The organism is Stenotrophomonas sp. (genome assembly GCF_050737075.1).
Lineage (GTDB): Bacteria > Pseudomonadota > Gammaproteobacteria > Xanthomonadales > Xanthomonadaceae > Stenotrophomonas.
Genome location: NZ_JBOHXV010000076.1, coordinates 1 through 23,900 on the forward strand (window position 1 = coordinate 1; position 23,900 = coordinate 23,900).

Below are 23,900 nucleotides of genomic sequence, written 5' to 3' on the forward strand. Positions count from 1 at the left end.
TACTTGCAGCGTCCCCCGCAAACCGGCACCGTCCCGCCAAATCAGAGGAACCGCTGGCCACCCGCTGTTCGCTCAAATGCATGAAGCAGCCGGGCAGAGCCCGGCGCTACCCGTGGTCGTCAGGCGGCAAGATGTCGGAAGTTACGCATGGTCGTCAGTCGGCAAGCCGTGCCGCGCGGCGTTACGCGTCGTCGTCGGTCGGCAGGGCATCCGGTGGGGCGCCTGGGGTGAACACGCCCGGCTGCACGAATGCACTGAAGATGGCGTCCAGGGTCTGCATGCCGTCGCGCTGCAGCTCGAACAACTGCGGTTCCAGCATCGCGCTGTAGAGCACGCCGGTCAGGCTGGTGCTGACGATGCGTGCCACCGTGTCCACGTCTACGCCCGGGCGCAGCTGGCCGAGCGAATTCGCGCGCTGGAAGGCCGCCGCGAAGATGCTCAGCTCCTCACGCGATGCGTCCAGCTGCAACTGCTGCATCGCCTGGCTTTCCACCGAGAGATCGTTGCGCAGCATGATCTCCATCATGTTGCGCAGCCGCTCGTCCGTGGCCAGTTCCTGGAAGGAGACCAGCAGCGCCGAGCGCAGGTCCAGTACGGGCGTGTTGCGGCGTGACGACGTCGTGCGGCGCAGGCGCTCGATGAACGGCACGCGCTCGCGCTCGATCATCGCCGTCAGCACCTCGGTCTTGTTCTTGAAATGCCAGTACACCGCGCCGCGGGTATAGCCGGCGCGCTCGCCGATCATCGCCAGGCTGGTATTGGCGACCCCGAATTCGTGGAAGCAGGTCTGGGCCGCATCCAGGATGCCTTCCCGGGTGGCCTGGGCCGCTTCTTTGGTTTTTCTGGCCATGGCGCTGTGTGCACGTGCTGGATGAAACCGGCCTGAATTGTACCCGTTTACAAACAAACATGCATGTATGTATATTTAGCGCCCACTGATCCCCGGTGAGGCGCGCCCGTACCTGCGCGCCTGCAGCGGTGGACCCGGCCCCTTTGTGGTTGACCTGTCGTCGTCCCGCGCCCCGGTTCGTCGATGCCAGGTTGGTCCTTCCTTTCTGAATTGCTGCGAGCCCCCTCATGTCCCGATCCCCGTACCGTCTTCTCGCGCTGTCCCTCGCGATCGCCCTGACCGTGTCCGCCTGCGGCGGCGGAGGTGAAGGGGCGCCCCAAGGCGGGCCGGGCCAGGTCACCGTCGCAACCCTGAAGGCCGAACAAGTGGGCCTGACCCGCGAACTGCCGGGCCGCACCACTGCCTTCCTGGTGGCCGAAGTGCGGCCGCAGGTCAGCGGCATCGTCGCCAAGCGCCTGTTCACCGAGGGTGGCCTGGTCACCGCCGGCCAGCCGCTGTACCAGGTGGACGACGCCAGCTACCGCGCCCAGGCCAACAGCGCCCGCGCCCAGCTGGCCCGCGCCGAGGCCACCGCCAACGCGTCGCGCCTGAGCGCCAAGCGCATCACCGAACTCGCCAAGGTCGACGCGGTCAGCCAGCAGGACCTGGAAAACGCCGTGGCCGCCCAGAAGCAGGCCGAAGCCGATGTCGGCGCGGCCAAGGCGGCCGTGGACGCCGCCAACGTCACGCTCGGCTTCGCGCGCATCACCGCGCCGATCAGCGGCCGCATCGGCAAGTCCTCCGTGACCCAGGGCGCGCTGGTCAGCGCCGGCCAGGCCGATGCGCTGGCCACCGTGCAGCAGCTCGACCCCATCTACGTGGACCTGACCCAGTCGGCCAGCGAACTGCTGCAGCTGCGCCGTGAGCTGGCCAGTGGGCGCCTGCAGGACAACCAGACCCTGCCGGTGACCATCCTGCTCGACGACGGCACCGCCTTCGACCAGAAGGGCACCCTGGAATTCTCCGAAGTCAGCGTCGACCCCACCACTGGCAGCTACGCGCTGCGGGTCAAGGTCGCCAACCCCGACCAGGTGCTGATGCCGGGCATGTACGTGCGTGCGCAGGTCGGCAGCGGCGTGCGCGACAACGCGCTGCTGGTGCCCATGCAGGGCATCGCCCGCGACGCCAAGGGTGACACCAGCGCCATGGTGGTCGGCAAGGACAACAAGGTCGAAGTGCGGCCGGTCAAGGTCAGCCGCGCGCTGGGCAGCAAGTGGCTGGTCGAGGATGGCCTGAAGGCCGGCGACAAGGTCATTGTCGAAGGCCTGCAGAAGATCCAGCCGGGCATGCCCGTGCAGGCCACCGAGATGGGCGCCGCGCCGGCCAAGCCGGCAGCGCCGGCGGCTGCGGCCGACAAGCAGTAAGCGGAGAATTCCATGGCTCGTTACTTTATTGATCGCCCCATCTTCGCGTGGGTGATTGCGATCATCATCATGCTCGCCGGTGCGCTGGCGGTGCTCAAGCTGCCGGTGTCGATGTACCCGGAAGTGGCACCGCCCGCCGTCGAAATCAGCGCCAGCTACCCGGGCGCGTCGGCCAAGGTGGTCGAGGACTCGGTGACCCAGATCATCGAGCAGAACATGAAGGGCATCGATGGCCTGATCTACCTTTCCTCCAACAGCTCCGCCAACGGCCAGGCCACCATCACCCTGACCTTCGAGAGCGGCACCGACCCGGACATTGCCCAGGTGCAGGTGCAGAACAAGCTGCAGCTGGCCATGCCGCTGCTGCCGCAGGAAGTGCAGCGGCAGGGCATCAACGTGGCCAAGTCGAGCAGCGGCTTCCTGCAGGTGATCGGCTTCGTCTCCAACGACGGCAGCATGGACGCCAACGACATTTCCGACTACGTCGGCTCCAATGTCGTCGATCCGCTCAGCCGCGTGCCGGGCGTGGGCAACATCCAGGTGTTCGGCGGCAAGTACGCCATGCGCATCTGGCTGGACCCCAACAAGCTGCACACCTACAAGCTGTCGGTGGATGAAGTGACCGCGGCGATCACCGCGCAGAACGCGCAGGTCGCCATCGGCCAGCTCGGCGGTGCGCCGTCGGTGAAGGGCCAGCAGCTCAACGCCACCATCAATGCGCAGGACCGCCTGCAGACCCCCGAACAGTTCCGCAACATCCTGGTCCGCGGCGGCACCGACGGCAGCGAGCTGCGCCTGGGCGATGTGGCCCGCGTGGAGTTGGGCGCCGAGAGCTACGACTTCGTGACCCGCTACAACGGCAAGCCCTCCACCGGTATCGCCATCACCCTGGCCACCGGCGCCAACGCGCTGGACACCGCCAATGGCGTGCGCGCCGCCCTGGAGGACCTGAAGGAAAACTTCCCGGCCGGGCTGGAATCGGTGGTGCCCTATGACACCACCCCGTTCGTGCAGGTCTCGATCAAGGGCGTGATCAAGACCCTGATCGAAGCCATCGTGCTGGTGTTCGTGGTGATGTACCTGTTCCTGCAGAACTTCCGCGCCACCCTGATCCCCACCATCGCGGTGCCAGTGGTCCTGCTGGGCACGTTCGGCATTCTGGCCGCGCTGGGCTTCTCCATCAACATGCTGACCATGTTCGCAATGGTGCTGGCGATCGGCCTGCTGGTCGACGATGCCATCGTGGTCGTGGAGAACGTCGAACGCATCATGTCCGAAGAGGGCCTGTCGCCGGTCGAGGCCACCCGCAAGTCGATGGGGCAGATCACCGGCGCGCTGGTCGGCATCGGCCTGGTGCTGTCGGCGGTGTTCGTGCCGATGGCCTTCATGAGCGGCTCCACCGGCGTGATCTACCGGCAGTTCTCGGCCACCATCGTCTCGGCGATGGCGTTGTCCGTGCTGGTCGCGATCGTGCTCACCCCGGCGCTGTGCGCCACCATGCTCAAGCCGCTCAAGAAGGGCGAACACCACGTGGCCCACAAGGGTCTGGCGGGTCGCTTCTTCGGCGGCTTCAACCGCGGCTTCGACCGTTCCAGCGAAACCTACCAGCGCGGCGTCAAGGGCATCCTGGCGCGGCCGTGGCGCTTCATGGCCGTGTTCGCCGCACTCACCGTGGTGATGGGCCTGCTGTTCGCGCGCCTGCCCAGTTCGTTCCTGCCCAATGAAGACCAGGGCATCCTGATGGCGCTGGTGCAGACCCCGGTCGGCGCCACCCAGGAACGTACGCTGGAGGCGATGTACAAGCTGGAGGACCACTTCCTCAAGAACGAAACCGAGGCGGTCGAATCGGTGTTCTCGGTGCAGGGCTTCAGCTTCGCGGGCATGGGCCAGAACGCCGGCATGTCCTTCATCAAGCTCAAGGACTGGAAGGAGCGCGATGCCGACCAGGGCGTGGGTCCGATCACCGGGCGTGCGATGGGCGCGCTGGGCCAGATCAAGGACGCCTTCATCTTCGCCTTCCCGCCGCCGGCCATGCCGGAGCTGGGCATCGGCTCGGGCTACACCTTCTTCCTGAAGGACAACAGCGGCCAGGGCCATGACGCCCTGCTCAACGCGCGCAACCAGCTGCTCGGCGGCGCCGGGCAGAGCAAGCTGCTGGCCAACGTGCGCCCGAACGGGCAGGAAGACACCCCGCAGCTGCGCATCGACGTGGACGTGGAAAAGGCCAACGCGCTCGGGCTGTCGATCGGCTCGATCAACACCACCCTGGCGGCCGCGTGGGGCAGCAGCTACATCGATGACTTCATCGACCGTGGCCGGGTCAAGCGCGTGTACGTGCAGTCCGATGCGGAGTTCCGCATGAATCCGGACGACTTCAACCTGTGGTCGGTGAAGAACACCGCCGGCGAGATGGTGCCGTTCAGTGCCTTCGCCTCCAAGCGCTGGGACTACGGCTCGCCGCGCCTGGAACGCTACAACGGCGTGTCGGCGATGGAGATCCAGGGTGAACCCGCGCCGGGCGTGGCCTCGGGCGATGCCATGGCCGAGATCGAGCGTATCGCCAAGGACCTGCCGCCGGGCTTCGAGATCGAGTGGACCGCGCTGTCCTACCAGGAGCGCCAGGCCGGCTCGCAGACGCCGCTGCTGTACACGCTGTCGCTGCTGATCGTGTTCCTGTGCCTGGCCGCGCTGTACGAAAGCTGGACCGTGCCGACCTCGGTGCTGCTGGTGGCGCCGCTGGGCATCCTGGGTGCGGTGCTGGCCAACAGCATGCGTGGCATGGAACGCGACATCTACTTCCAGGTGGCGATGCTCACCACGGTGGGCCTGACCAGCAAGAACGCGATCCTGATCGTGGAGTTCGCCAAGGAGAACCTGGAGAAGGGTGCGGGCCTGCTGGAGGCGACGATGCACGCGGTACGCGACCGCCTGCGCCCGATCATCATGACCTCGCTGGCGTTCGGCCTGGGCGTGCTGCCACTGGCCATCGCCTCGGGTGCAGGTTCGGGCGCGCAGCGCGCGATCGGTACCGGCGTGCTCGGCGGCATGATCGTCGGCACCGTGCTCGGCCTGTTCTTCATTCCGCTGTTCTTTGTCGTGGTGCAGAAGCTCTTCAACCGCCGCACCAACGAAGATAACCGCGGCGCAGACGACGGTAGGTCCCGACCGTTGGTCGGGACACCGTCCGGCAACACCCATGAAGGTGACACCCATGAATAAGGCGCTCCTCGCCCTCGCCATGACCGTGGCCCTGTCCGGCTGCGCCACCCTTGAACCGCGCAGCACCGAGGTCGCCCCGGCGATCCCGGCGCAGTGGCCCGCCACCGCCTCGACCGATACACCGGTTGAGGTGGACGCCATCGGCTGGCGCAGCTACTTCGTCGACGAGCGCCTGCAGTCGGTGATCGCCCAGTCGCTGGACAACAACCGCGACCTGCGCGTGGCCGTGCTCAACGTCGAGAAGGCGCGCGCGCAGTACCGCATCCAGCGCGCGGACCGCGTGCCCGCCCTCGGCGTGCAGGGCCAGATGACGCGCAGCGGCGGTGACGCCCCGGTCAGCGAGCAGTTCAGTGCCAACCTGGGCGTGGTCGAATTCGAGCTGGACCTGTTCGGCCGCGTGCGCAACCTGAGCCAGGCGGCGCTGCAGCAGTACTTCGCCGAAGCGGCCAATCGCCGCAGCGCGCAGTTGTCGCTGGTGGCCGAGGTGGCCAATGCCTGGCTGACCCTGGGCGCGGACAATGAGCAGCTCCGCATCGCCGAGGCCACGCTGGCCACGTATGAGGACTCGCTGCGGCTGAGCGAGGCCCGCCACCAGCTGGGCGGCACGTCGGCGCTGGAACTGAGCCAGACCCGCACGCTGGTGGAAACCGCGCGCACCGATGTGGCGCGTTTCCGTGGACAGGTGGCGCAGGACCGCAACGCCCTGGTGCTGCTGGCCGGTGGGCCGCTGGACGACGTACTGCTGCCGGACGGCGAGGTCACCCAGGTGGCGGCCGTGCGCGCGCTGCCTGCCGGCGTGCCCGGTGAGGTGCTGCTGCGTCGCCCGGACGTGATGGCGGCCGAGCACACGCTGCTGTCGGCCAACGCCAACATCGGCGCGGCGCGTGCCGCGTTCTTCCCGTCGATCAGCCTGACCGGCAGCATCGGCTCGACGTCTTCCGAGCTGTCGGGCCTGTTCGATAGCGGCACGCGGGTGTGGAGCTTCATGCCCACGCTCAACCTGCCGATCTTCCAGGGCGGCAAGCTGCGCGCCGGCCTGGGCGTGGCCAATGCCAATCGCGATATCGCGCTGGCCCAGTACGAGAAGGCGATCCAGTCCGGCTTCCGCGAGGCCGCCGACGCGCTGGCGCTCAACGACAGCCTGGATGCGCAGCTGGCCTCGCAGCAGGCGCTGGTGGCGGCGGCCGAGCAGGCGCGTACGCTGTCGCAGGCGCGCTATGACGCGGGCCTGGACAGCTTCTTGACCCTGCTGGATGCACGCCGCACGGCGTATACCGCACGGCAGTCGCTGGTCAGCACCCAGCTGGCCCAGCAGTCCAACCAGGTGGCGCTGTACAAGGTGCTGGGCGGTGGGTGGCTCGAGGGCGGGGAGGTTGCCGCGCGGTGATGGACCGCGTGGGACACGCATGGCGTGTCGCTACGCGTCGCCCGTATCGGACGTAGGGACACGCCATGCGTGTCCGCGCGGTGCCGGTATCAGACGTAGGGACACGCCATGCGTGTCCGCGCGGCGCCCGATCGAATCAATCGCCGTCGCGTCGCGCCTCCAGCGCCTTGCTGGCCTGGTGCGCCATCTTCTCGTAGGTGCGGCGGATCTCTTCCAGCCGCTCTTCGTCCAGCTCTTCGAGGTCCAGCAGCTCGTTGTTGGCCTCGGCGGTAACCCGGATCAGCTCGTCGAGCTTGATCTGGATCGCCGCGGTGTCGGCGTTCTGGCTGTGCTGGATCAGGAACACCATCAGGAAGGTGATGATGGTGGTGCCGGTGTTGATCACCAGCTGCCAGGTATCGCTGAACTTGAACAGCGGGCCGGACAGGCCCCAGATCAGCACGATGCCGAGCGCGCCGAGGAAGGCCCACGGCGTGCCCGCCGCGTACGACGCCTTCTTGGCGATGAGGTTGAACACACTTCTGGGTTTCATGAGGCTCGGCGTGGAAGACCAGTGAGCCTCACATCATTGGCATGGCGCCGTGTACGGGCCGTGCAGTGTCGCTCAGGCGCGCGCACCCAGGCGCGGGCGGGCGTTCTGGTCGTGGTGGCTGGTCAGGTACACGTGTTCCCAGCACTGTTCGACGAACGCACGGGCCTCGTCTTCGGTCAGGCGCGGCATGATCTGCAGCGCGTACTGGGTCTGGAAGGCCTCATCGCGCTGTTCGTCGCTGGCGCGCGGCTGGGTGATCAACGAATCGCAGGCGAACTTGATCCACGGCACGTAATGCCCGAACGAGCCGGTCCCGAGCAGGCCGTCGGCGTGCCGCTGTCGCCAATAGCTCACTTCGGCATCGACGTTGATCACGGCGGGAATGGAAAGCGGGACGGAGGACATGAGTGCGTCGATTCGTAGGGAAGGAAGGGCCGAACTAGAGTGCGTGCCGCGCAGTGCATGCGACGTCATGACGATGTGCAGCCGGCGTGGCGGTTGTGCGCAGTGAAACGACGGCTGACGCAGGCAGCGTGTCGCGAGGGAGCGCATCGGGTGGTTTCATGGGCGCGAACGCCGGAGTGAACAGGCGCCGATGCACTGCAGTCCACCCTAGCCGCATCCTGCTGTCGGGGTGTTAGCGCGGCGTGTTCACTCTGCACTGCGCGCGTGGCAGCGATGCCCTGCTTTCTGGCCCACATGCAGGGGCCACAGTGCGTGCGGCCGATTGCCGCGAGCTGAAGCATTCAGAACCGCACGTCACCCTGCATCGGCGTCGTGCGCTTTCCTGCGCTGCGCAGCGCACACGGCGACTGCGCAGCACGGCGGCACTTACTCGCCGATGTCTTCGTTCCAGACCTCGGGGTGGGCCGAGATGAATCCGCCCAGCAGGTCGATGCATTCCTGACTCTGCATGTCGATCACCTGCACGCCGTTCTCGCGCAGCCAGTCGATGCCGCCCTGGAAGGTGACCGATTCGCCCACCACCACGGTGCCGATGTTGAACTGGCGCACCAGCCCGCTGCAGTACCAGCAGGGCGCCAGGGTGGTGACCATGATGGTGTCCTGGTAGCGGCGCTGGCGGCCGGCCTTGCGGAACGCGTCGGTCTCGCCGTGCACGGACGGGTCGCCTTCCTGCACCCGGCGGTTGTGGCCGCAGCCGAGCAGGCGGCCGTCGTTGTGGTACAGCGCCGCGCCGATGGGAATGCCGCCTTCGGCCAGGCCCTGGCGGGCTTCGGCAATGGCGGTTTCAAGCAGGGCGGCGTAGTCGGGGGTCGTGATCATGGGCGGTCCGTTCAACTGAAGGGGCCATGATAAGGTGCCGCCGGCCCCCGAGCGGTGCGATAATCGGGGCCATGAGCGAATCCCCCTACAAGAGTGGCACCACCCATTTCGGCTTCCGCGATGTCGCCGCCAAGGACAAGCAGAAGCTGGTGGGCGAAGTGTTCACCTCGGTCGCGCGCAGCTACGACCTGATGAACGACCTGATGAGCCTGGGCATCCACCGGGCGTGGAAGCGCTACTACGTAGCCACCGCGCAGGTGAAGCCGGGCGACCGCGTGCTGGACCTGGCCGGCGGCACCGGCGACATCGCCGCGCTGATCAAGGAGCGAGTCGGTGACGAGGGCGAAGTGGTGCTGGGCGACATCAACGCCGGCATGCTCTCGGTGGGCCGCGACCGGCTCACCAACAGGGGCCTGGTCTCGGGCCTGGAATACGTCCAGTGCAACGCCGAGGCGCTGCCTTTCCCGGACGCCAGCTTCGACCTGGTGACCATCGCCTTCGGCCTGCGCAACGTGACCGACAAGGACGCCGGCCTGCGCGAGATGTACCGCGTGCTCAAGGTGGGCGGCCAGGCCCGCGTGCTGGAGTTCTCCGAAGTCACCGCCGACTGGTTCAAGCCGATCTACGACTTCCACTCGTTCAAGATCCTGCCCAAGCTGGGCCAGCTGTTCGCGCGTGACGGCGACAGCTACCAGTACCTGGCCGAGAGCATCCGCAAGCACCCGCCGCAGGAACAGCTCAAGACCATGATGGGCGAGGCCGGTTTCGCGCGCTGCCATTACAAGAACCTGACCGGCGGGATCGTATCGATTCACTCCGGCTACAAGGTTTGAGACACCCGTCCGGTTCACGCTGAGGCAGCTCGGCGACACTGCAGGCAGGCTGTCAATGAGGGCCTGCCATGCGTCTCTACCGCGGCCTGGCCCGCGTGTTTCCCCGTTCATTCAGCGCCAAGCTGATGACCGTGGTGTTTGTCGGCGTGCACGTGCCACTGCTGGTGCTGCTGCTGTGGATGGCCTTCAGTGGCCAGTACCAGGAGCAGACCATGTGGGCGGTGCTGGGCGTGGTGCTGGGCGCCACGCTGGTCGGCACCGGCATGGCGATGATGGCGCTGTACCGGCTCATGGCGCCGCTGCGCCAGGCCGCCGAAGCGCTGGAGGCCTATTACGACGAACAGCGCCTGCCGCACCTGCCCGACCTGGGCCATGACGAGATCGGTCGCCTCCTGCGCGGCATCAACCGCAGCCTGCACGGGGTGGATGCCGGCCTGCGCGACCTGCGCCGCAGCGTGCTGCTCGACCCGCTCACTCAGGCGCTGAACCGCCGGGGCTGCGAGCAGGCGCTGGCCGATTCGGCCTCGCTTGCGCAGTCGCGGCGGCAGCCGCTCACCCTGTTCGTGGTGGATCTGGACAACCTCAAGCCGATCAACGATGCGCACGGGCACCTGGCCGGCGACCAGGTGCTGGTGCGGCTGGTGGTCTCGGCGCGGCAGTGGCTGCAGCCCAGCGACTGGATCGGCCGCTGGGGCGGCGATGAATTCCTGCTGGCGGTGCACGCGCGCCATGACGTGGCCTGCGCGCGGATGCGCAGCTGGCTGGACCGCCTGGCCGAGCCGGTCGGCGGCGCCGAGATGCCGCTGAAGGCCAGTGCCGGCGGTTCCGGCTACCGTCCAGGCGAGGACCTGCGCGAGCTGTACCGGCGCGCCGATGCCGCGATGTACCGCGCCAAGTCCGCCGGCGGGGCCCAACTGCTGTGTGAAGGCGACTGAATGCGCAGGGCGGGTGCAGGGACCCTGCCGCCGGCGCTGGACAGGGGTAAACTGCTCGTTTCACCCAGATCGGTCCCGATTCATGCGATCCCCGTTCCTGCTGATTTCCCTGGCCGTGGCGCTTGCCGCCGCCGGCTGCTCCAAAGAGCCCTCCGCCCCGACCGCGGCCCCCGCCGCCCCGCCGAGCGCCGCCAACACCGTGAAAGCCGAAGACCGCAGTCATGACGAGAGTTCCTACGCCGAACCGCACAAGGTCGTCATCAAGGACCTGGCGCTGGATCTGAAGCTGGACTTCGACACCAAGCAGATCGGTGGCACCGCCACCTACACGCTGGACTGGAAGGACAAGGCGGCCAAGCAGCTGGTGCTGGACACCCGCGAGCTGACCATCGAGAAGGTCGAGGCCGTCGCCGCCGATGGCAAGACCGCGCCGCTGCAGTTCGCCCTGGCGCCGGCCGACAAGGTGTTCGGCAGCAAGCTGACCATCGAAGCCCCGGAGCAGCCGGGCAAGGTGCTGGTGACCTACCACACCGCCCCGACCGCGTCGGGCCTGCAGTGGCTGGAGCCGTCGATGACCGAGGGCAAGAAGCTGCCCTTCATGTTCAGCCAGTCGCAGGCCATCCACGCCCGTTCGTGGGTACCGCTGCAGGACACGCCGAGCGTGCGTTTCACCTACAGCGCACACGTGACCTCGCGTCCGGACGTGATGGTGCTGATGAGCGCCGACAACGATCCCAAGGCCGTGCGTGACGGTGACTACACCTTCAAGATGCCGCAGCCGATTCCGTCCTACCTGCTGGCCATCGCCGCGGGCGACCTGGTGTTCGAACCGATCTCCGGCCGTTCCGGCGTGTGGGCCGAACCGACCATGGTCGGCAAGGCCGCCAAGGAGTTCGAAGACACCGAGAAGATGATCGGTGCGGCCGAGAAGCTGTACGGCGACTACCGCTGGGGTCGCTACGACATGCTGGTGCTGCCGCCGTCGTTCCCGTTCGGCGGCATGGAAAACCCGCGCCTGACCTTCGCCACTCCGACCGTGATCGTGGGTGACAAGTCGCTGGTGTCGCTGGTGGCCCATGAGCTGGCGCACAGCTGGTCGGGCAACCTGGTGACCAATTCCAGCTGGAAGGACATCTGGCTCAACGAAGGCTTCACCACCTACGTGCAGGGGCGCATCACCGAGGTGCTGTATGGCCAGGAGATGGCCGAGATGGAGCGTGAGATCGACCAGAACGACCTGCTGGCCGAGATCAAGGACATGAGCCCGGCCGACCAGGCGCTGGCGCTGCCGGCGCTGACCGAGCGCGACCCGGACGAGGCGCTGAGCAACGTGGCCTACGTCAAGGGTTCGTGGTTCCTGCAGTTCCTGGAGCAGCGCTTCGGCCGCGAGACCTTCGATCCGTTCCTGCGCGGCTGGTTCGATGACCACGCGTTCCAGAGCGCCAACACCGACCAGTTCGTCGAGTACCTGAAGAAGAACCTGCTGTCCAAGAAGCCCGGCGCCGTCACCGACGCCGAGCTGAAGGCATGGCTGGACGAGCCGGGCATTCCGTCCTTCGCCACCAAGGCACGTTCGCGCAACTTCTCCATCGTCGACACCGCCCGCATTGCGTGGGAGGGCAGCGGCAAGCTGCCGAGCGCGCAGATCACCAACGAGTGGGGCACCCAGGAGTGGGTGCACTTCATCGACGGCCTGGGCAAGACCCTGCCGCTCGACAAGCTGGCCGCGCTGGACCGTGCGTACAAGTTCACCGGCACCGCCAACGGCGAGATCGCGATGCGCTGGTACCCGCTGGCGATCCGCAGCGGCTATGTCGAAGCCAATGAAGCGGCCGGTGCCTTCATCGAACGCGTGGGCCGCCGCAAGCTGATCCTGCCGATCTACGCCGAACTGGTGAAGACCCCGGAAGGCCTGGCCTTCGCCAAGGCCGCCTTCGAGAAGGCCAAGCCCAGCTACCACCCGATCACCACCGGGTCGGTGCAGGACATGCTGGACAAGGCAAGCGCCGGCCAGTAATTGCCAGTACTGCGTTGAACGACAACGGCGGGGAAACCCGCCGTTGTCATATGTGCAATTTACGGGTTCATTGCGACGCAATAGCTCAGCGCTATGGCGACGCGCAACTATGCCGGCGTATGTGAATGTCAGCCTGTGCGGTGAGCGAAAACTGAAGGTCGAAGTGTGACTCGGTTCCTAGCATGCCGGCTCCCCATTCCCAGAAGCCGCCGTGTTCAAATCATCCAGCAACGTGCAGAATAAAATCGACCGTGTCGTGCATATTGCCGACGCCAAGATCAGGAAACTGGGCATTCTTCCTGAAAAAGCCGGCAGTCGCATCGAAAGGATTCAAAACGAGGCGCGCGACAATATTCGTGGTGGCAAGAACGCTCACGAGGTGAAGTGTTCCCTGCGACTGATCGAGGAGGAAATCAAGCAGCTGAAGGCGAGCGATTCGAGCATCAAGCGGGATAATCGGCTTGACTCGTTGGGCCGGTCGAGGGATGAATGCATAAGTTTCATCAAGAACGGCTTCGCACAATCGCCATTGGCTCGGAATGCGGGCGTTAATCCTGATCTTGACCGCGGGGCTGCTGCTGAAGGCAAATTGGTCGATTGGGGTGCATTGACGTACCGGAACGAGACCTTCATCTACCCCACGTGGAAGGGTGCCGCAGCGGATTCCCCTGTGGAGTCGGACGAGGACACCACGCTGCGTGTGGATGTCGTTCGCCCCGAAGCAACCGGGCCCGGCGCCGGCGCTGCCAGCGGACAGAAGGTGTGGTATCGGGGTGGCGGTAGTACTCCGCACGCTTCGCGTCCCAAGCCGTAATCCCCACGCACCCTCGTCGGTCGGCCAGCTCCGCCCCATGGAACACCGGCTACCCCAGGCGATACAGTGGGCGCGTGGCGCCGCCGCGCGCCTTCACTGCCTGGAGTTCCAATGAAGCGATTGATCCTGGTGGCGGCCTGCGCCTTCGCGCTGGCCGCCTGCAGCAACCCCGAAGAAGAGCGCAAGGCGCAGGAAGCTGCCACGGCTGCCGCCAAGGCGCAGCAGGAAGAGAAGGCCGAAGGCGTGGCCAAGCAGTACGACATGGCCGTGGCCGCGCAGGACTGGGAGCGGGCGCGCATCCACGGGGGCTCGCTGCTGGACCAGTACAAGGACACCGACGTCGCTGCCCGCATCGAGCCGGGGTTTGCCGAGGTCAAGGCCAAGGCCGAAACCGCGCGCGAGCTGCGCCGCATGCAGGGCCTGTGGCAGTACAACCAGATGCCGGTCGGCAACAAGGGCAACCAGATTTCGGCCTCGATCTACAGCAAGGAGCGGGTCGACGTGGACGGCAGCGGCCCCAAGCCGGTGCAGTTGATCTTCCGCGACCACCCCGAGTGGAAGCGCCACGCCTACCTCGTGCTGCAGGCCGGTGACTTCCGCTGCCCGCAGTGCACGGTCAAGGTCACCGTGGACGACGGCAAGTCGATCAGCATGGCGGCCTGGCGCCCGAAGACCGACGAGGCGATTGCCATGTTCATCACCGACCAGAAGGCGCTGTGGAAGCTGGCGCGCAAGGCCAAGACCCTCAGCATCGAATTCCCGGTCAAGGCCGGCGGCACCCGCACGGCCGTGTTCGAAACCGGCGGCGTGGACGCCAGCAAAATGCCGAACTGGTGGAATTGAGGGGCGCGCCGGGTAGTGCCGGGCTCTGCCCGGCAATCCCGCACGATCAACCGTTCAGCGCGTAACCGAACTGCTGTTTGAACTGCTCATTGAATTCTTCGAAGGTGAAGCGCTGGTTCTGCGTACCCGGGTGCTCCACCTTCAGCGCGCCCATCAGGTTGCCCATGCGGCCGATGGTCAGCCAGTCGTAGCCCTTCTCGATGCCGTAGATCAGGCCGGCGCGGAACGCGTCGCCGCAGCCGGTCGGGTCGACCACGCGGCGCTCGTGCGCCGGCGGGATGTCATAGGTCTTTTCCGGGGTGTGGATCACCGCGCCCTTCGGGCCGCGGGTGGTGATGTAGGCCTTGACCCGGCTCACGATCGCCTTTTCGTCCCAGCCGGTGCGCTCCTGCAGCAGGTTGGACTCGTAGTCGTTGACCACCACGTAGTCGGCCTGCTCGATGAACGTGCGCAGTTCCGGGCCGTTGAACAGCGGCATGGCCTGGCCCGGGTCGAAGATGAACGGCACGCCGGCCGCGGAGAACTCGTCGGCGTTCTGGATCATGCCTTCGCGGCCGTCCGGGCCGACCAGGCCCAGGGTCACGCCCGGCACGTCCTTCACGTGGTTCTCGTAGGACCGCATCATCGCGCCCGGGTGGAACGCGGTGATCTGGTTGTTGTCGTGGTCGGTGGTGATGAACGCCTGCGGGGTGAACAGCTCGTCGATCACCTTGACCCGGCTCAGGTCGATGCCCAGGCCCTGGAAGTACTCGCGGTACGGGCCGAAGTCCGAGCCCACGGTGCCCATCGGAATCGGGTCGCCGCCCAGCAGGTGCAGGTTGTAGGCGATGTTGCCGGCGCAGCCGCCGAACTCGCGGCGCATGCGCGGCACCAGGAACGAGACGTTCAGGATGTGCACCTTGTCCGGCAGGATGTGATTCTTGAACTGGTCCGGAAACACCATGATGGTGTCGAAGGCAAGAGAACCACAGATCAAAGCGGACATCGATTAAGGCCTATGCGGAATGGAGTTTGAGGCCCGTCGGGCGGGCAACGAAACGGCGCCCTGAGGCGCCCAATAACGCAAAGGTTAACGGGTGAGACGCCGCAGGGCCAGAACCCCGGCTGTCCGGACCCGCCTGAATGGCCGCCAAGGCTGGCGTTGGGGCAGATTTCTCCTTGCTCGCGAACAGGGGGATTGCTAGGCTTGTCGGTCTCGAATTCTGCCCAATTTTTCGCCATCCCGCGTTGGGCGCGACACCCCTCAGGATCAACTCCCAGATGTTCAAGAAACTGCGTGGCATGTTCTCCAATGACCTGTCCATCGACCTGGGCACGGCCAATACCCTCATTTACGTGCGCGGGCAGGGCATCGTGCTGAACGAGCCGTCGGTCGTGGCCGTGCGCCAGGACCGTGCGATCGGTGGTACCCGTTCGGTGGCCGCCGTCGGCGCCGAGGCCAAGCAGATGCTGGGCCGTACCCCGGGCCACATCACCACCATCCGCCCGATGAAGGACGGCGTCATCGCCGATTTCACCTACACCGAGGCGATGCTCAAGCACTTCATCAAGAAGGTGCACAAGTCGCGCTTCCTGCGCCCGAGCCCGCGCGTGCTGGTCTGCGTGCCGGCCGGCTCGACCCAGGTCGAGCGCCGCGCCATCAAGGAATCGGCTGAAGAAGCCGGTGCCCGCGACGTGTTCCTGATCGAAGAACCCATGGCGGCCGCCATCGGCGCCGGCATGCCGGTCACTGAAGCGCGTGGCTCGATGGTCATCGACATCGGCGGCGGCACCACCGAAGTGGCGGTGATCTCGCTGAACGGCATCGTCTATTCGGCCTCGGTCCGGATCGGCGGCGACCGCTTCGACGAGTCGATCACCAACTACGTGCGCCGCAACCACGGCATGCTGATCGGTGAAGCCACCGCCGAGCGGATCAAGGTCGAGCTGGGCTGCGCCTACCCGCAGGCCGAAGTCATCGAAATGGAAATCTCCGGCAGGAACCTCGCCGAGGGCGTGCCGAAGATGATCAAGATCAACTCCAACGAGGTGCTGGAAGCCCTGCACGAGCCGCTCTCGGGCATCGTCAGCGCGGTCAAGCTGGCCCTGGAACAGACCCCGCCGGAACTGTGTGCCGACGTCGCCGAGCGCGGCATCGTGCTCACCGGTGGCGGCGCGCTGCTGCGCGACCTGGACCGCCTGATCTCCGAGGAAACCGGCCTGCACGTGCAGGTGGCCGACGATCCGCTGACCTGCGTGGCCCGCGGTGGCGGTCGTGCGCTGGAGCTGGTGGACATGCACGGCAACGAGTTCTTTGCGCCGGAGTAAGCCGTACCGTTGCCGTTCCGAACACGCGCCCCTGCGGCGTGATGCCCGCTGCGTGCCCGCCACGCCGGGCATCGCAGCGCCGGGGCGTTGTCGCATCCTGTCGCCCCGTGTTCCGGTCCCCCGTAGAGCGGGGCTCTGCCCTGCTGCAACGGGGCTCTGCCCCGCTGCATTCCACCCCTTGATCAGTCGAAGCCAGTCGTGCCGCCCTACGCCGGTCCTCCCGTAGCCTCCCGCCAGGGTGATGCCAGCAGCCCCCTGCGGCTGCTCGCCTACCTGGCCCTGGCCATCACCCTGATCGTGCTCGACGACCAGGCCGGCTGGCTGGCGCGCCTGCGCGCGCAGGCCAATGTGCTGGTGCAGCCGGTCTGGGCCCTGGCCGGCTTGCCGGGCCGGCTCGGCACCCAGGTCAAGGACAACGCGGCCAGCCACGGCCAGCTGGTGGACGAGAACCGCGAGCTGCGCAACCAGCTGCTGATCGCCAACGCGCGCCTGACCCGCCTGCAGACGGCGGCGCTGGACAACGCGCAGCTGCGCGAGCTGCTCAACGTGGCCGAGCGCAGCGGGCTGGACGTGCAGCTGGCGCCGATCCTCGACATCGACCTGGACCCGGTCAAGCAGCGCCTGGTGCTGGCCGCCGGCAGCCGCGATGGCGTGCACCTGGGCCAGGCGGTGATCGACGCCGGTGGGCTGATGGGGCAGGTGATCGCCACCACCGGCAGCAATGCCACCGTGCTGCTGCTTACCGACCCGGACCACGCGGTGCCGGTGACCGTGGCACGTAATGGCGTGCGCCTGATCGTGTACGGCCGCGGCGACACCCTCGAACTGCGCGACATTCCGCTCAGCGCCGGCGTGGAAGTGGGCGATGAAATCGTCACCTCCGGCCTCGGCGGCCGCTTCCCGGCCGGCTTCCCGGTCGGCAAGATCACCGCCCTGCGCCCCGACGACACCCACGCCTTCCTGGTCGGCGAACTCAAGCCCGCCGCCCAGCTCGACCGCGGCCGCGACGTATTGCTCCTGCGCCCCGGCGCAGCAATCCGCGTCCCACCCAATCTCCAGCTTTCCGAAGCGGCAGGCGGTCCCGCCGCCGCACCCGCCGTAGCGCCGGGCTCTGCCCGGCCCACGGAAGCCGCGCCACCCCCGGTAGCGCCGACTGTCAGTCGGCCCACGCAAACCGCGCCGCAACCGGCCCAACCTGCTCCCCAGCCAACCTCCACGGGGCCCACCCGATGAGCCGCCTGCGCGACAAACCCTGGGTGCTCCCGGTCAGCATCGTGCTGGCGCTGCTGCTCGGCCTGCTGCCGCTGCCGGCGCTGCTGCAGCCGCTGCGCCCGTACTGGCTGGCGCTGGTGCTGGCCTACTGGGTGATCGAGGCGCCGGACCGGGTCGGGCTGGGCGTGGCCTTCGTCTGCGGCGTGCTCGCCGACCTGCTGTACGGCGGCGTGCTGGGCGAACAGGCGCTGCGGCTGGTCATGCTGACCTTCATCCTGCAGCGCTTCCGCGCGCGCATCCGCTTCTTCCCGATGTCGCAGCAGGTGCTGGCCATCGGCGGGCTGCTGTTCAACGACCGCATCGTCAGCGCCGTGGTCCATATCGCGGTGGGCGAACCGACCCTGCCGTGGTCGTACTGGTGGGCGCCGCTGCTGGGCATGGGCCTGTGGCCGCTGGTGTTCGTGCTGCTGGATGCGGTCCGCTTCGGGCGTCGCGGGCGCTGACATGTACGTGCGCCGCCAGGCCAAGAATCCGCACGCCGAAGCCGAGCAGTTCCGGCGCCGCGCCGCGTTGGGCTTCCTCGGCGTACTGGTGTGCCTGGTCGGGCTGGGCGGCTGGTACTTCAAGCTGCAGGTGCTGGACCACGACATCTACGCCACGCGCTCGGAAGCCAACCGCATCAAGCCGCGGCCGGTGGTGCCCGGGCGCGGCATGATCTACGACCGCAACGGGCGCCTGCTGGCCGAGAACGTGCCCGCGTTCCGGCTGGACATCACCCCGGACAAGGTCAAGGACATGGACGCCACCCTGGCCGGGCTGGCGAAGATCCTGGACCTGAGCCCGGAAGACATCGAGACCTTCAACAAATCGCGCAAGGCGCGCCGCAGCTTCCTGCCGGTGACCCTCAAGCTGCGCGTGACCGATGAGGAAATGGCGCGCTTCGCGGTGGATCGCTGGCGCTATCCCGGCGTGGAGCTGGAGCCGTACCTGACCCGGCGCTACCCCTACGGTGACCTGTTCGCGCACATCATCGGCTACGTCGGCCGGGTCGATGACAAGGACCTGGAGACGCTGGGCGAGGGCAATGCCGCGCTGACCCATATCGGCAAGTCCGGGCTGGAGCGCTATTACGAGCAGCAGCTGCGCGGCAAGGTCGGCTACGAGCAGGTGGAAACCAACGTGCAGGGGCGGGCCATCCGCACCATCGGCCGGGTGGCCGCGCAGTCCGGCAGCGACCTGCGCCTGTCCATCGATGCCGACCTGCAGCGCGCCATGGTGGCCGCGTTCGGCGACTTCGAAGGCGCCGCCGTGGCGATGGACCCGCGCACCGGTGAAGTGCTGGCGATGGTCAGCCTGCCGTCGTACGACCCCAACCTGTTCGTCAACGGCATTTCCCACGCGGACTTCAAGGCGCTCAACGACAACCCCTCGCGGCCGCAGTTCAACCGGCTGGTGCTGGGGGGCGTGGCGCCGGGCTCGACGATCAAGCCGTTGATCGGCCTGGCCGGCCTGGACAGCGGCGTGCGCAAGCCCGAAGACAAGATCCTGTCCACCGGCATGTTCTACCTGCCGGGCACCTCGCGCGGCTGGGGCGACGCCAACCGTGGCGGCCACGGCTGGACCGACCTGCGCAAGTCGATCACCCAGTCGGTCAACACGTATTACTACAAGCTCGCGCTGGACATGGGCATCGAGCGCTTCGACCAGTACATGGGCGGCTACGGCTTCGGTTCGCCGACCGGCATCGACCTCACCGGCGAGATCGGCGGCATCCTGCCCTCGCCGCAGAACAAGTACAAGGCGCGCAAGGAACGCTGGTATCCCGGCGACACCGTCAACGTCAGCATCGGCCAGGGCGACTGGAAGGTCACCCCGCTGCAGCTGGTGCATGGCGTGGGCGGCATCGCCGACGGCCACCTGCGTACGCCGCGGCTGGTGATGCAGGAGCGCGCCGGTTTTGATGCCGACTGGGTGTCGACCCCGCAGGGGCCGAGCAAGCCGATCAGCCCCAGCCCGGGCAACCTGCAGGCGGTGCGCGAAGGCATGATGGGCACCATGCGCCCGGGCGGCAGTGGCGCGCGTGCCGCTGCCGGCGCGCCGTATACCATCGCCGGCAAGACCGGTACCGCGCAGGTGATCAGCCGCCGCGGTACGGCCGCCGTGAATCCCAAGAGCCTGCCGATGCACCTGCGCCACCGTTCGCTGTTCGTGGGCTTCGCTCCGGCCGAAGACCCGGTCATCGTGCTGGCGATCGCGGTGGAAGGCGGCGGCTACGGCGGCTCGGCGGCGGCCCCGATCGCCCGCAAGCTGTTCGACGCCTGGCTGCTCGGCAAGATGCCCGAAGGCATGGAGCCGCTGGACAGCGAACGCGGCACCACCGCCATCGGCAGCACGGCGTTCGATGGGGGCGGTCGCACCGCGCGCGAGGCCGGCGATGCTGCCGCCGCCGCGCTGGAAGGGCTGCCGGTCATGGTCGGCGTGCCGGCCCCGGCGCCGGTCCCGGCGCCTGCACCGAGCGCGCCGCAACCCGCTGTCGCCGCCCCCGCCCCGCCTGTGGAGCGCACCCGATGAAGGTCTTCCTGCGCTGGGCGACCGACATGGTCGTACGCTTCACCAGCACCCTGGACTGGGTGCTGTGCCTGGCGCTGGGCGCGCTGATGCTGATCGGCCTGTCGGTGCTCAAGAGCGCCGGGGGCGACGGCCTGGTGTTCGCGCAGGGCGCGCGCTTCGCGGTCGGGCTGGCCGCGCTGTGGGGCATCTCGCGGCTGCCGATCCTGCGCATCCGCTCGGCCACCCCGCTGATCTACGCGGTCTCGATGATTCCGCTGCTGGCCGTGTTCGTGCTCGGCACCGGTAAATACGGCCGACAATGGCTGGACCTCAAGCTGTTCTACCTGCAGCCGGCCGAGCTGCTCAAGGTCAGCCTGCCGATGATGGTGGCCTGGTACCTGCACCGCATGCCGCTGCCGCCGCGTTTCTCCACGGTGATGGTCAGCGCGGTCATCATCGGCGTGCCCACCGGCCTGGTGATGCTGCAGCCCGACTTCGGCACCGGCGTGCTGATCGCCGCCAGCGGTGCGTTCGTGCTGCTGCTGGCCGGCCTGCCCTGGTGGTGGGTGGGCGTGGGCGTGGGCGGCGTCGCCGCTGCCGCCCCGGTGGCCTGGTTCTGGCTGCTGCGGCCGTACCAGAAAGACCGCATCATGATGTTCCTGGACCCGGAGATGGACGCGCTCGGCGCGGGCTGGAACATCATCCAGTCCAAGATCGCGATCGGCTCCGGCGGCTTCGACGGCAAGGGCTGGGGGCAGGGCTCGCAGTCGCACCTGAACTTCATTCCCGAACAGACCACCGACTTCGCCTTTTCCGTGCTCAGCGAGGAGTTCGGCTGGATCGGCGTGGCCGTGGTGCTGTCGCTCTACCTGGTGGTGATCGGGCGCTGCCTGTGGATCGCCTCGCAGTCGCGCGACTCCTATTCGCGCCTGCTCGCCGGCGCCACCGGCCTGGCGTTCTTCGTCTACGTGCTGGTCAATGGCGGCATGATCTCCGGCCTGCTGCCGGTGGTGGGCGTGCCGATGCCGCTGATCAGCTATGGCGGCACCTCGGCGGTCTCGCTGCTGGCCGGCTTCGGGCTGGTGATGGCCGCGCGCAGCCACAATCCGGTACACGGCGGGTACGGCTGAGCCGCCCGTGCGGCCCACGGGCCGTGCGCCGTGGCGACATTTCGTCGCAGCTACCCCACATTTCTATGTCTAGTCAAAAGGTTGGCTGGTTCGGGCGCCGTTTTTGCGCAAAAAGCGCGCCAGGAACGTGCCGAACACGACAAAACCGTCGCTTGAGGTGCAGGTTGCGTCAACAAAACGGCATGAAAGTGAGATGTGGCGCACAGATATGAATGCGCTTGATCCTGATCAATGGACTTGTCGTAAAGCGCCTGCACAATGGCGGCCCGCGAGCAGCCGGGCATCGAGCCAAGCGATGCACCAGGCGCTGGCGGGAAGTAGTTGACCCGACGGGTACAGGGGGCAGGGCGCGCGCTGGGGAGTTGCGCGTCATGCCGGTACCGACTGGGTCGGTAGGCCGGTTGCGTCCGTGGGGATGGGGACGCAACCGGTATACCTTTTGCGCGTAAGCGCAAAAGGTATACCGGAGACCGGGGCATGCTTCCTATCCCCCGCGCCTGTCGGCGCGCCCCCCTCAACAAGAGGGGGGCTCCTCGTCTGAGGGATCCCGGTAGCGCCGGCCGTTGGCCGGCCCATGGGAAGGTGGGTATACACATGGTCTTAACGAACCCGAGTTTCTTCGGGCAAATCGTTGGTATTCATGGTGTTAGGGGTTTTATTTCATCTTTGACCTGCTAACCTGCGGCGATGATTCGACGCACTTTGGCCTGCATGCTTACGCTCGGTTTGGTTGCCTGCGCGACCCAGCCGCATTCCCCGTCACCGCCGCCGCAGGCGTCGGGTGCGCCCAACAAGCCGGGGGTTGCCCACAAGGGACCCGCCGAAGCCGCGCCCGAAGGCGCTGCCGCCACCGCGCCGCCGGTGGACCTGACCCCGGTTCCGTTCGAGGTGGCGCGCGCCAACTTCGTGCGCGATACCGCCGCCCGCTATGGCATTCCCGCCGCACAGATCGAGGCCACGCTGGCCCAGGCGCAGGTGCGCGATCCGATCATCGCCGCCATGTCGCGCCCCGCCGAGCGGGTCAAGCCGTGGAACGAGTACCGGCCGATGTTCATCAGCCAGGCGCGGATCGAGGGCGGCCGGAAATTCCTCGCCACCCACCGCGACGAGCTGATGCGCGTGCAGCAGCGCACCGGCGTGCCGGCCGAGGTGATCGTGGCGATCATCGGCGTGGAAACCAGTTATGGCGGCAACACCGGCAGCTACCGCGTGCTGGACGCGCTGTACACGCTGGCGTTCAACTACCCGCGCAGCGGCGACCCGGCCAAGCTGGAGCGCGAAGTGCGCCGCGAACTGTACTTCCGCGACGAACTGGCGCGCCTGTTCGCGCTGAGCCGCGATGAGAAGCTGGACATCCTCGCCATCAAGGGCAGCTACGCCGGTGCCATGGGCATGGGGCAGTTCATGCCCTCCAGCTACCAGGACTTCGCGGTGGACGGCAACGGCGACGGTCGCCGCGACCTGTTCACCAGCTATGACGACGTGTTCTCCTCGATCGCCAATTACTTCGTCAAGAAGGGCGGCTGGGTGCGCGGCGGCCCGGTGGCGGTGCCGGCCACGCTGGCCGCGGGGCGCGAGCCGTTCGATCCCACTGACTGGACGCCGACCTGGACGCTGTCCGAGCTGGCCCAGCGCGGCTACCAGCCCAGCGTGCCGGTGCCGGCGGGCCTGACCGCCACCCCGATCACGCTGGAAGGCAGCGCGGGCAAGCAGTACTGGCTCGGCTTCCAGAATTACTACGCGATCACCCGTTACAACCTCTCCAAGATGTACGCGATGGCGGTGTACCAGTTGTCCCAGGCCATCGCCGGGCAGGAGCTGCCGCCGGCATGAACGCACGCGCACGCTGGTGGATCCCCGGTCTGCTGATGCTGGCGCTGGCCGCCTGCAGCACGGCGCCGAAGAAGCCCTCCACCGCCGCCGGCGCTGGCAAGCCCGGCGGCACGCTGGTGCAGGGGCCGGGCAAGGGCGGGCGCCCCGCGCACTGCCCGGACGGCTCGCCCTACCAGGCGGCCGCCGAGGACCCCAGCACGCGTGGCGACTACCGCGCCGGCGGGCTGTACAAGCCCGGCGTCAACGACAGCACGCCCACCTACATTCCCAACGTGGCCTGCATTCCCGAACCGGACGTGGTGGACCTGCCGCGCTCGCCGGTCGGCAACAAGTCGCCGTACGTTGTGCTGGGCAAGCAGTACCAGGTGATGGACGACACCCGCGGGTACGCCGAAAAGGGCACCGCGTCGTACTACGGCGCCAAGTTCCATGGCCGCCTCACCTCCAACCGCGAGGTGTACGACATGTACGCCTTCACCGCCGCCCATAAGACCCTGCCGCTGCCGAGCTTCGCCCGGGTCACCAACATGGACAACGGCGAGTCGGTGATCGTGCGCGTCAACGACCGCGGGCCGTTCCACGACGGCCGCGTGATCGACCTCAGTTATGCCGCCGCAGTGCGCCTGGGTATTACCCAGCGCGGCACCGGCAACGTGGAAGTGCGCGCGCTGGCCCCCGGCGACGACAACCTGCTGGCCGGCAAGCCCTCGTGGCGTGAACGCCGCGCCGCCGCGGCCGCGCCGGTCGTGGC

The 23,900-nt window shown here is 67.4% G+C and carries 20 protein-coding genes; 15 read left to right on the forward strand and 5 right to left on the reverse strand.

The features are described 5' to 3' along the window. Positions 1-181: 181 nt before the first annotated feature. Positions 182-850, reverse strand: coding sequence for a TetR family transcriptional regulator (locus ACREPD_RS16405; RefSeq protein WP_431600324.1), 669 nt, complete (start codon positions 848-850; stop codon positions 182-184). Positions 851-1,077: 227 nt separating this feature from the next. On the opposite strand from ACREPD_RS16405, the gene smeD reads away from it, so the two are divergent. From smeD to ACREPD_RS16420, 3 genes are read left to right on the forward strand one after another with little or no spacing between them, the layout of a single operon-like run. Next, positions 1,078-2,253 (forward strand): multidrug efflux RND transporter periplasmic adaptor subunit SmeD, encoded by a 1,176-nt coding sequence (gene smeD / locus ACREPD_RS16410; RefSeq protein WP_431600325.1) that lies wholly within the window; start codon positions 1,078-1,080, stop codon positions 2,251-2,253. Positions 2,254-2,265: 12 nt separating this feature from the next. Beyond that, entirely contained in the window at positions 2,266-5,472 is a 3,207-nt protein-coding gene (gene smeE, locus ACREPD_RS16415; protein ID WP_431600326.1) for a multidrug efflux RND transporter permease subunit SmeE, read from the forward strand. Continuing rightward, positions 5,465-6,859 carry an efflux transporter outer membrane subunit gene (locus ACREPD_RS16420; protein WP_431600327.1) on the forward strand — a complete coding sequence of 465 codons (1,395 nt, stop codon included), beginning with the start codon at positions 5,465-5,467 and terminating at the stop codon, positions 6,857-6,859. Before smeE ends, ACREPD_RS16420 begins: the two co-directional genes overlap by 8 nt. 136 nt (positions 6,860-6,995) lie before the next feature. On the opposite strand, the gene ACREPD_RS16425 is transcribed toward ACREPD_RS16420, so the two are convergent. The 3 genes from ACREPD_RS16425 to ACREPD_RS16435 form a co-directional block, all read right to left on the reverse strand. Next, positions 6,996-7,391, reverse strand: a complete 396-nt coding sequence (locus tag ACREPD_RS16425; protein WP_431600328.1) for a low affinity iron permease family protein — start codon at positions 7,389-7,391, stop codon at positions 6,996-6,998. 72 nt (positions 7,392-7,463) lie between these two features. Continuing rightward, positions 7,464-7,796 (reverse strand): hypothetical protein, encoded by a 333-nt coding sequence (locus ACREPD_RS16430; protein WP_421569646.1) that lies wholly within the window; start codon positions 7,794-7,796, stop codon positions 7,464-7,466. Between the two features lie 426 nt (positions 7,797-8,222). Continuing rightward, positions 8,223-8,675 carry a nucleoside deaminase gene (locus ACREPD_RS16435; protein ID WP_068854054.1) on the reverse strand — a complete coding sequence of 151 codons (453 nt, stop codon included), beginning with the start codon at positions 8,673-8,675 and terminating at the stop codon, positions 8,223-8,225. A gap of 71 nt (positions 8,676-8,746) precedes the next feature. On the opposite strand from ACREPD_RS16435, the gene ubiE reads away from it, so the two are divergent. The 5 genes from ubiE (at position 8,747) to ACREPD_RS16460 (ending at position 14,117) form a co-directional block, all read left to right on the forward strand. Continuing rightward, entirely contained in the window at positions 8,747-9,508 is a 762-nt protein-coding gene (gene ubiE / locus ACREPD_RS16440; RefSeq protein ID WP_431600329.1) for a bifunctional demethylmenaquinone methyltransferase/2-methoxy-6-polyprenyl-1,4-benzoquinol methylase UbiE, read from the forward strand. Between the two features lie 68 nt (positions 9,509-9,576). After that, positions 9,577-10,443 carry a diguanylate cyclase domain-containing protein gene (locus ACREPD_RS16445; RefSeq protein WP_431600330.1) on the forward strand — a complete coding sequence of 289 codons (867 nt, stop codon included), beginning with the start codon at positions 9,577-9,579 and terminating at the stop codon, positions 10,441-10,443. Between the two features lie 82 nt (positions 10,444-10,525). Then, positions 10,526-12,460, forward strand: a complete 1,935-nt coding sequence (locus ACREPD_RS16450) for a M1 family metallopeptidase (protein WP_431600331.1) — start codon at positions 10,526-10,528, stop codon at positions 12,458-12,460. A 211-nt stretch (positions 12,461-12,671) separates the two neighbouring features. Beyond that, on the forward strand, positions 12,672-13,274 hold the full coding sequence (locus tag ACREPD_RS16455; protein WP_431600332.1) for a hypothetical protein: 603 nt from the start codon (positions 12,672-12,674) through the stop codon (positions 13,272-13,274). Positions 13,275-13,385: 111 nt separating this feature from the next. Further along, a complete protein-coding gene (locus ACREPD_RS16460) occupies positions 13,386-14,117 on the forward strand; it encodes a hypothetical protein (protein WP_431600333.1) in 732 nt (243 codons plus the stop codon). Positions 14,118-14,163: 46 nt separating this feature from the next. Here ACREPD_RS16460 and ACREPD_RS16465 read toward each other — a convergent pair whose 3' ends face one another. After that, positions 14,164-15,102, reverse strand: a complete 939-nt coding sequence (locus ACREPD_RS16465; RefSeq protein ID WP_431600334.1) for a carbohydrate kinase family protein — start codon at positions 15,100-15,102, stop codon at positions 14,164-14,166. A gap of 275 nt (positions 15,103-15,377) precedes the next feature. Here ACREPD_RS16465 and ACREPD_RS16470 point away from each other — a divergent pair, with 275 nt between their 5' ends. From ACREPD_RS16470 to ACREPD_RS16500, 7 genes are all read left to right on the forward strand, one after another. Then, a complete protein-coding gene (locus ACREPD_RS16470) occupies positions 15,378-16,424 on the forward strand; it encodes a rod shape-determining protein (protein WP_038686189.1) in 1,047 nt (348 codons plus the stop codon). 198 nt (positions 16,425-16,622) lie between these two features. Beyond that, positions 16,623-17,657 (forward strand): rod shape-determining protein MreC, encoded by a 1,035-nt coding sequence (mreC, locus tag ACREPD_RS16475; protein WP_431600335.1) that lies wholly within the window; start codon positions 16,623-16,625, stop codon positions 17,655-17,657. After that, on the forward strand, positions 17,654-18,139 hold the full coding sequence (mreD, locus tag ACREPD_RS16480; RefSeq protein ID WP_421569638.1) for a rod shape-determining protein MreD: 486 nt from the start codon (positions 17,654-17,656) through the stop codon (positions 18,137-18,139). The genes mreC and mreD overlap by 4 nt, the downstream gene beginning before the upstream one ends. A gap of 1 nt (position 18,140) precedes the next feature. Continuing rightward, positions 18,141-20,207 (forward strand): penicillin-binding protein 2, encoded by a 2,067-nt coding sequence (gene mrdA, locus ACREPD_RS16485; protein WP_431600336.1) that lies wholly within the window; start codon positions 18,141-18,143, stop codon positions 20,205-20,207. Continuing rightward, positions 20,204-21,316, forward strand: coding sequence for a rod shape-determining protein RodA (rodA, locus tag ACREPD_RS16490; RefSeq protein WP_431600337.1), 1,113 nt, complete (start codon positions 20,204-20,206; stop codon positions 21,314-21,316). Before mrdA ends, rodA begins: the two co-directional genes overlap by 4 nt. Positions 21,317-22,003: 687 nt before the next feature. Next, positions 22,004-23,149, forward strand: a complete 1,146-nt coding sequence (mltB, locus tag ACREPD_RS16495; protein ID WP_431600338.1) for a lytic murein transglycosylase B — start codon at positions 22,004-22,006, stop codon at positions 23,147-23,149. Beyond that, the coding region (locus ACREPD_RS16500) for a septal ring lytic transglycosylase RlpA family protein (RefSeq protein WP_431600339.1) at positions 23,146-23,900 on the forward strand (755 nt) is incomplete at its 3' end. The genes mltB and ACREPD_RS16500, both read left to right, overlap by 4 nt.